The 391-nt window shown below is 70.8% G+C and carries 1 pseudogene; it reads right to left on the bottom strand.

Annotation, left to right across the window (positions count from 1 at the left end):
• Window positions 1-391, bottom strand: a pseudogene (locus EAD98_RS02740) (transcription termination/antitermination protein NusA); the annotation flags it as partial.

Below are 391 nucleotides of genomic sequence, written 5' to 3'. Positions count from 1 at the left end.
GCCCTTCCCGGCCGATGGCCAGGGAGAGCTGGAAGTCCGGCACGGTGACCCGGGCGGTCCGGGTGGCCAGATCGACCACCTCGACCCGCAGTGCCTTGGCCGGGGACAGGGCGTTGCCGACGAAGGTCGCCGGGTCGTCCGACCAGTCGATGATGTCGATCTTCTCACCGTGCAGCTCGCTCATGACCGCCCGCACCCGCTGACCCATCGGGCCGATGCAGGCGCCCGGGGCGTTGACCCCGGGGGCGGTGGACCGCACCGCGATCTTCGTACGGTGACCCGCCTCACGGGCGATCGCGCCGATCGCGACGGTGCCGTCGGCGATCTCCGGCACCTCGAGGGCGAAGAGCTTCTTCACCAGCGCGGGGTGCGAACGGGACAACGTGATCTG

It is taken from the genome of Micromonospora sp. CV4, from assembly GCF_003667455.1.
Classification (GTDB): domain Bacteria; phylum Actinomycetota; class Actinomycetes; order Mycobacteriales; family Micromonosporaceae; genus Micromonospora.
The sequence above is the reverse complement of the archived record's forward strand: the minus strand, read 5'-3'. Positions and strand labels throughout refer to the sequence as shown.